We start from the raw sequence: 7,807 nt of genomic DNA on the forward strand, positions 1-7,807 counted from the left end.
CTTCAAGCTCCCTTGGTCTGTGCCACGACGGCCGCACGGCGGCCCTGCATCGCGAACAACCGGGTGATCGCCGGCCTGAACATGTTTTCGAGCGCACCTGCAAAGAGAATGACGAGGCCCTGGATGATGACGATCATGTCGCGCGAGATCGACGGCATTTCGAAGGAGATCTCGGCGCCGCCCTGATAGAGCATGCCGAAGAGCACCGCGGCCGGGATGATGCCCGCCGGGTGCGAGCGGCCCATCAGCGCCACGGCGATGCCGACGAAGCCGGCGCCTTGCACGAAATCGAGCTGCATGCGCGCCTGTTCACCCATGATCGGGTTCAGCGCCATCATGCCCGCCAGCGCACCGGATATCATCATGGTGATCACGGTGATGCGGCTTTCGCTCATGCCGGCGTAACGGGCTGCCGAGGGGCTGTGCCCCATGGTGCGCATTTCGTAGCCGAGCTTGGTGCGCCAGATCAAAAGCCAGACGCAGAAGGCGGCGACCAGTGCCAGCAAGAACGAAACGTTGAACGGAGCCGTGCCGATATCGAGCCCGAAGATGGCCAGCAGCCAATCGAGCTTGGGCAATTGCCCGCCTTCGGCGAAGGTTCGCGTCTGTGGCGCCATCGAGCCGAGCGGCTTCAGGACACGCGTCAGCAGATAGACCATCAGGCTCGACGCGATGAAATTGAACATGATCGTCGTGATGACGATGTGGCTGCCGCGCTTGGCCTGCAGCCAGCCGGGCAGGAAGGCCCAGGCCGCACCGAAGAAGGCCGAGCCGAGGATCGCCAGCGGGAACACCACGAACCAGGGCATGGTTTGGTCTAGCCACAGGCAGGCAAGGGCAACGCCGATGCCGCCGACATAGGCCTGGCCCTCGCCGCCGATGTTGAAGAGCCCGGCATGAAAGGCGACCGCGACCGCAAGGCCGGTGAAGATGAAGGTCGTCGCGTAATAGAGCGTGAAGCCCAGATATTCGCCGCGGCCGAAGGCGCCGTTCAGCAGATGGTAGGCCGCCTCCAGCGGATTTTCGCCGACGAGCAGCACCACAAGACCGGCAACGAGGAAGGCAACGGCAAGATTGATCAGCGGGATGAGGCCATATTCGACCCAGCCCGGGAGCTTAGCATAAGGGGAGCTCATTCTGCGGCCTCCTTGCGGCCTTCGACACCGGCCATCAAAAGGCCGAGTTCGCCTTCGGTCGCGTCCGGGTTACGCTCACCGACGACGCGGCCGGCAAACATGACCAGGATACGGTCCGAAAGGGCGCGGATTTCATCGAGTTCGACGGAGACCAAAAGGACAGCCATGCCCTGGTCGCGCATCTCGATGATCCGTTTGTGGATGAATTCGATGGCGCCGACGTCGACGCCGCGGGTCGGCTGGCCGATGATCAGCACATCGGGCCCGCGCTCCATCTCGCGCGCCAGCACGATCTTCTGCTGGTTGCCACCGGAAAAGTTCGCGGTTTTCAACCGCGGGTTCGGCGGGCGAATGTCATATTCGGCGATGCGCTGCTCAGCATCCTTGCGGATCGCATCGATGTTGAGGAAGACGCCGTTGAGGTAGCGCTTGTCGTGATGGTAGCCGAGGATGGCGTTTTCGCATTCCTCGAACTTCAGGACGAGGCCGACGTGGTGGCGGTCTTCCGGCACGTGGGCGAGACCACGATCGCGCAGTTCGGAGGGATCGGCGTGCCCGGTGACTTCAATCGGCTTGCCGTTCAGCAGAACCGAGCCGGAGACGGCGCGGCGAATGCCGGAAATCGCTTCCAGCAGTTCCGACTGGCCGTTGCCGGCAACACCGGCAATGCCGACAATCTCGCCGGCCCGCAGATTGAACGAGACGTTGTCGACCATGGTGACGCCGCGGCCGTCCTTGACCGTCAACTCTTCGACCGCAAGCTTGACGTCGCCGGGTTTGGCTTCGCCCTTCTCGACGCGCAAGAGCACGCGGCGACCGACCATGAGTTCGGCAAGCTCTTCCACCGAGGTCTCTGCGGTCGTACGGGTCGCCACCATCTCGCCGCGGCGCATGACGGACACCTCGTCGGTGATCGCCATGATCTCGCGCAGTTTGTGGGTGATCAGGATGACGGTCTTTCCCTGGCTCTTCAGCTGCTCGAGAACGCGGAAAAGATGGTCAGCCTCGGCTGGCGTCAAGACGCCGGTCGGTTCGTCGAGGATCAGGATGTCGGCCCGGCGATAGAGCGCCTTCAGGATTTCGACGCGCTGCTGCAGACCGACGGGCAGTTCCTCGATGACGGCGTCCGGATCGACTTCCAGCGCATATTCGCGCTCCAGCCGCTTCAGCTCGACACGCGCCTTGGCGATGCCCTTGTTGAGGATCTGGCTGTCCTCGGCGCCGAGCATGATGTTTTCGAGAACGGTGAAGTTCTCAACCAGCATGAAGTGCTGGTGGACCATGCCGATGCCGGCGGCGATCGCCGCGTTCGGGTCACGGATCGCGACAGCTTTGCCGTCGACGAGGATTTCACCGCTATCGGCCTGGTAGAAGCCATAGAGGATCGACATCAGCGTCGATTTTCCCGCACCGTTTTCGCCGATGATGCCGTGGATCGTCCCTTTGCGGACCTTTAGATTGATGTTCTTGTTGGCGTGGACCGGACCGAAACTCTTGTCGATCCCACGCAGCTCGATGGCAATATCGTCCATATTGGCCTTGCGATCCCCAAACTGGCCCGCTTCGGCATTCTTCCCAGAAACCGTGCCGGCGATTTTTTTACCATTTGGTATAAGTTTATCATCGAATTCTCGGGGCGAAAGCCCCTCAATCGAGATCTCCTTATACTCTCACCGGATCGCTGATGAGAGTCCAGCGTGAATATACACAGGCACTTGGCCAACAAAAAACCGGCGACAACGCGTGTCGCCGGTGCCTTTCTGACAGCTTTCCGTTCAAGCGGCTCGCACCGGCCGAAGCAGCCTGAGCGCGTTCATGGTGACGAGTACGGTGGCGCCGGTGTCGGCCAGGATGGCGGGCCAAAGGCCGGTGACGCCGATGATCGTCGTCACCAGGAACACGGCCTTCAGGCCAAGGGCGATGGTGATGTTCTGAACGATGTTGCGCATGGTCGAACGCGAAAGCCCGATCATCGCCGCCACGTCGCCCACCCGGCCATGCAGGACCGCCGCATCCGCCGTCTCCAGCGCCACATCGGTACCGCCACCCATGGCGATGCCGATATCGGCAGCGGCGAGCGCCGGCGCATCGTTGATGCCGTCGCCGATCTTGGCGACATTGAACCCTTCGGCCTTCAGCTCGCGAACGATGCGCTGCTTGTCCTCTGGCAGAAGCTCGGCGCGAACCTCCATGCCGAACTGACGGCCGATCGCCTCGGCCGTGCGGCGATTGTCGCCGGTCAGCATGACGACGCGAAGGCCAGCATCCGTGAGTGCCTTCACGCCAGCGGCCGCATCCGGCCGCGGCTCGTCACGCATGGCGATGGCGCCGGCAATCGCGCCGCCGGCCACGAGCACCGACACCGTCTTGCCTTCGTCGTTGAGCGCGGCGACGCGCGCCTTCTCGTCCGCCGTCATCGGCGCCCGCTCGGCGGCGGCCTTCGGTGAGCCGAAGAACAGCGCGATGCCATCGACGATCCCTTCGAGGCCCTTGCCGCCAACCGCAGTCACGGTCGAAATCCCAGGCACAACAAGGTTGTCGGCTGTGCTGCGCTCCAGTATGGCGTGGGCAAGCGGGTGGCTGGAGCCCTGTTCGAGTGCTGCCGCGAGACGAAGAACCTCGCTCTGCGACCGGCCGAAGCCGACGATGTCGGTCACCTTGGGCTTACCCTCGGTCAGGGTCCCGGTCTTGTCGAAGGCAGCAGCCGTGACCTTGCCGACATTTTCAAGGACAGCGCCGCCCTTCATCAGCAGCCCGCGACGGGCGCCGGCCGAGAGGCTGGCGGCGATCGCTGCCGGCGTCGATATGACCAGCGCGCAGGGGCAACCAATCAGGAGGATCGCAAGACCCTTGTAGATCCACTCATCCCAGGCGCCGCCCCACAGAAGCGGCGGCAACACTGCGACCAAAGCCGCGACCACGACGACACCGGGCGTATAGTAGCGCGAGAAGCGGTCAATGAAGCGTTCGGTCGGCGCCTTGCTTTCCTGCGCCTCCTCCACCAGCCGAACGATGCGCGCGATGGTGTTGTCGGCAGCGGCGGCCGTCACCCGGACGCGCAGCGCGCCTGTTCCGTTGACGGTGCCAGCAACGACCGTATCGTCGACTTCCTTGCGCACCGGCGTGCTTTCGCCGGTGACCGGCGCCTCATCGACGGCACTCTCGCCGGACAACACCACGCCGTCGGCTGGAATGCGATCTCCGGGGCGAACGAGAATGACAGCCCCGACACTGAGCGTCTCGGCGGGAACTTCGTCAAGCCGGCCGTCCCGCTCGACGAAGGCGGTCTTCGGAACGAGTGCCGTGAGCGACTGGATGCTGGCGCGTGCCTTGCCGGCAGCCACCCCTTCCAGCAACTCGCCGATCAGGAAGAGCAGCACGACCATGGCCGCCTCTTCCGTGGCACCGATGAAGACCGCACCGACGGCAGCGATGGTCATCAGCATCTCGATCGAGAACGGCGTGCCCATGGTGGCCGCAGCAAATGCCCGACGCGCGATCGGCAGCAGACCGACCAGCATGGCAAGCGTAAAGATCCAGGGCTCCGTCGCGGGCACAAGCTTGCCGACGGCATAGGCGGCGATCAGCGCCAGGCCGCTGGCGATCGTCAGCTTTCCCTTGCCCGATTTCCACCAGCGGCCGCTCGTCGGGCCATGGTCATGGCCGTGAAGGCCCATGGCTGCGGCCGTCGCGCCTTCGCCCTTCGGCCCGGCGTGGTCCTCATGGCGGTGATCGTGGTGGTCGTGATCGTGATGATGGCCATGGTCGCCATGGTCGTGCCCGGAGCAGACGTGCGCCGGCGCCGTCTTTTCGTGCCCATGGCCGGCAGCAATCGGATGCAGGCGATAACCGAGCTTTCCAACCTTGCTGACGATCGACGTTGCGAGATCGTTCTCGTCTGCAAATTTTACCGACATCGTGCCCGCCGAAACGGAAACCGACACGTCCTCGACGCCCGAAAGCCTGCGCACCGCCGTGTCGATCTTGGTCGCGCAGGACGCGCAATCCATGCCCTCGACGCGATAACGGGCTTCCCGAATAGTGCTCGCCATAACCTGCTCCTTGCAAATCTTGAAGCGAGGCTACGACCTCTAGCAACTAGAGCTACAAGCCGAAATTGCTGCCAAGGCAAGGTTTTTTGCCGGCTATCGCGACAGGAAGCGAATGACCCAGTCGGCAATGCCCCGATAGGGCGGCTTTACCAGGTCACTTGGCGCCGGATCATATTTTCTAAGCACCGGCATCGCCTTGGAAAAGGTCAGGAACCCGTCGCGCCCGTGATAGTGCCCCGTGCCGCTGGCACCAACGCCACCGAACGGCAGATCGTTGCAACCGAACTGATAGAGCGTGTCGTTGATACAGACGCCGCCGGCAACGACGCGCGAGAGAACGGCGTCGATTTCCGCATCGCTGCGGCTGAAACAATAGAGCGCCAATGGGCGATCATGGGCAAGCACATAGGCGATGGCTTCGTCCGTCGAAGCGTAACTGATCACGGGCAGAATCGGCCCGAAGATTTCTTCGGCCATGACGGCGCTGTCCCGATCCGGATCGATGACGAGCGTCGGCGACATGAGGCGCTGACGCGACTGGGCGTCTGGTGGTCCGTCAATAAGCGGGATCACCGGATGGCCACGCGCCTCGGCATCGGCGAGCAAGCGCTTCAGGCGATCGTGCTGCCTGGCATTGATGATGGACGTGTAGTCTTCGAGAGCCCGCTTCACCGGATAGCGGCCCCCGACTTCGCGCTTGATCGCGCCAATGAACGCGTCGCGTTTACTCTCGTGGATCAGGACATAGTCGGGCGCGATGCAGGTCTGGCCAGCATTGAAGAGCTTGCCGGTGGCGATGCGCGCGGCTGCGCGGCTCAGATCGGCCGTTTCCCCGACCACCGCCGGCGACTTGCCGCCAAGCTCCAGCGTTACCGGCGTCAGGTTCTCAGCGGCCGCCGCCATGACCTTGCGGCCGACTGCGGTGGAACCCGTGAAGAACAGATGATCGAACGGCAAAGCGGCAAAGACGGCGGAAAGCTCCGCCGCGCCGAGGGCGACCGCCACCCTCGTTTGCGGAAAGACTTCCGAAAGCAGCGATTGCAGAAACTCGGCGGTGCGCGGCGTGTGCTCGGACGGCTTCAGGAACACGTGATTGCCGGCGGCAATTGCCGCGACCAGAGGGGCGAGCGCGAGGTTGACCGGATAGTTCCACGGCGAAATGATCCCGACGAGGCCAAGTGGTACGAAACGCACGTCCGCCTTGGCCGGCCACAGCTTCCAGCCCGCTTTGCGACGCTCAGGACGAGCCCACTGCTTGAGTTTCGCCAACGTGTGGTCGATCTCGGACAGCACGACACCGCCCTCACCGAGAAGCGTCTCATGTCGCGCGCGATGGCTGAAATCCGCGTCGATCGCCTTGCACATCTCGTCCTTGCGGGCGCGCAAGCGATCCCTGAGCCGGCTCAGATCGTCGCGGCGCTGCTCGACGGGCGGACGATGTTCGCACCAGGCACCGCGCAGGCGGTCGAAGATTTCGCGGAGTTGAACGGAAGAATCAGCGGTCATCGGCTTCGGTCGATCGGGCAAAGAGGTACTGGGCGGCATAGTAGGTGCCGAGCACCCAGAGCGCGTTGTAAGGGATCTGCCAGCGGAAGCGACCATAGGCAAGCAGCGTATCGCTGATCATGAACAGCAGCCCGCCACAGGCGGCAAGTCGTGCAGCGCCTTCTTGCGGGGTTCCGGAGAATTGTCGCGCGCGCGAAATAGCTTGAGCGGCCATGGCCCCCAGCGCCAATGCGTAGATGATGACGGGGATGCGCATCTCCGGTGGCAGGGACGTCCACAGGCCGCCGACGACGGCAAAAGCAAGCAAGGCAAAGGTGGTAAAGACCCCCGGATGGGCGGCGAGCTTCGCATCACGCGTCAGCGCAAAGATGTAGGCGCAATGGGTGAGCAGGAAGCAGATGAGCCCGGCGAGAAAATAGTCCCCCGGCAGCATGAGAAAGGTGTCGCCGGCCGCGGCAAAGACGAGACCGATCGCGACGGCTGTGCCATACGCGCGCGCCGAGACGGGGATGTTTCGCAGCACCGCGACGAGGAGCAACAGGGTGGCCGTTGGCTTTGTCAGGTAGTGCAGCCAGCGCCAGGCGGAAGCGTCGCCGTCCGCAAGCAGGCTGCCGAGGATTGCAAGGCCAGCGCACAAGAGAAAGGCCGCATAGACGAAGCGATTCCGCTCGCCGCTCAAGGTCCTCTGATAATTCATGCCGACGAACTCCCCCCGATTTTAAGCCTTGTGCGGCTGAACGTTGATTATGGGGGATAGTTTCCAATTTTGCGCGGTTGTCCAGTTGGGGTTGCGCGTTGGGCGTGCCGGGCGGCAGTATTTCGCGGTTACGGCGGCTGCGACGGCGATCAATCGGCGCGACCGGGTGTTGTTTTTTGCTGGCTCGGGGGAAGGCTAGGGGGCGGGCGTCGGGTCGCGAGGACAACGCTTGTCGCCTGCCCTTTTGGGTTGGCGTTTAAACGTCAAAAAGCCCGCCGGATTTTGTCCTGGCGGGCTTTTTTTTGATTTGGTTGCGGGGGCAGGATTTGAACCTGCGGCCTTCAGGTTATGAGCCTGACGAGCTACCGGGCTGCTCCACCCCGCGCCATCGCGGTAGATCCCCATGGGATTTATCC

Annotated in this window: 5 protein-coding genes and 1 tRNA gene; all 6 read right to left on the bottom strand. The window is 63.3% G+C overall.

The window, feature by feature from the left end:
- Positions 1 to 2: 2 nt before the first annotated feature.
- Positions 3 to 1,136, bottom strand: coding sequence for an ABC transporter permease (locus tag BBX50_RS03645; protein ID WP_065773960.1), 1,134 nt, complete (start codon positions 1,134 to 1,136; stop codon positions 3 to 5).
- Positions 1,133 to 2,668 (bottom strand): ABC transporter ATP-binding protein, encoded by a 1,536-nt coding sequence (locus tag BBX50_RS03650; RefSeq protein ID WP_065773961.1) that lies wholly within the window; start codon positions 2,666 to 2,668, stop codon positions 1,133 to 1,135. Before BBX50_RS03650 ends, BBX50_RS03645 begins: the two co-directional genes overlap by 4 nt.
- A gap of 243 nt (positions 2,669 to 2,911) precedes the next feature.
- Positions 2,912 to 5,188 carry a heavy metal translocating P-type ATPase gene (locus BBX50_RS03655; protein WP_065773962.1) on the bottom strand — a complete coding sequence of 759 codons (2,277 nt, stop codon included), beginning with the start codon at positions 5,186 to 5,188 and terminating at the stop codon, positions 2,912 to 2,914.
- Positions 5,189 to 5,281: 93 nt separating this feature from the next.
- Positions 5,282 to 6,694 carry a coniferyl aldehyde dehydrogenase gene (locus BBX50_RS03660; protein WP_065773963.1) on the bottom strand — a complete coding sequence of 471 codons (1,413 nt, stop codon included), beginning with the start codon at positions 6,692 to 6,694 and terminating at the stop codon, positions 5,282 to 5,284.
- Positions 6,684 to 7,391: a lysoplasmalogenase gene (locus BBX50_RS03665; protein ID WP_065773964.1), complete on the bottom strand. Its 708-nt coding sequence runs from the start codon at positions 7,389 to 7,391 to the stop codon at positions 6,684 to 6,686. The genes BBX50_RS03660 and BBX50_RS03665 overlap by 11 nt, the downstream gene beginning before the upstream one ends.
- A 308-nt stretch (positions 7,392 to 7,699) precedes the next feature.
- Positions 7,700 to 7,776 (bottom strand) — tRNA-Met (locus BBX50_RS03670).
- Positions 7,777 to 7,807 lie beyond the last annotated feature (31 nt).

It is taken from the genome of Ensifer sp. LC11 (assembly GCF_001695835.1).
Classification (GTDB): Bacteria; Pseudomonadota; Alphaproteobacteria; order Rhizobiales; family Rhizobiaceae; genus Ensifer.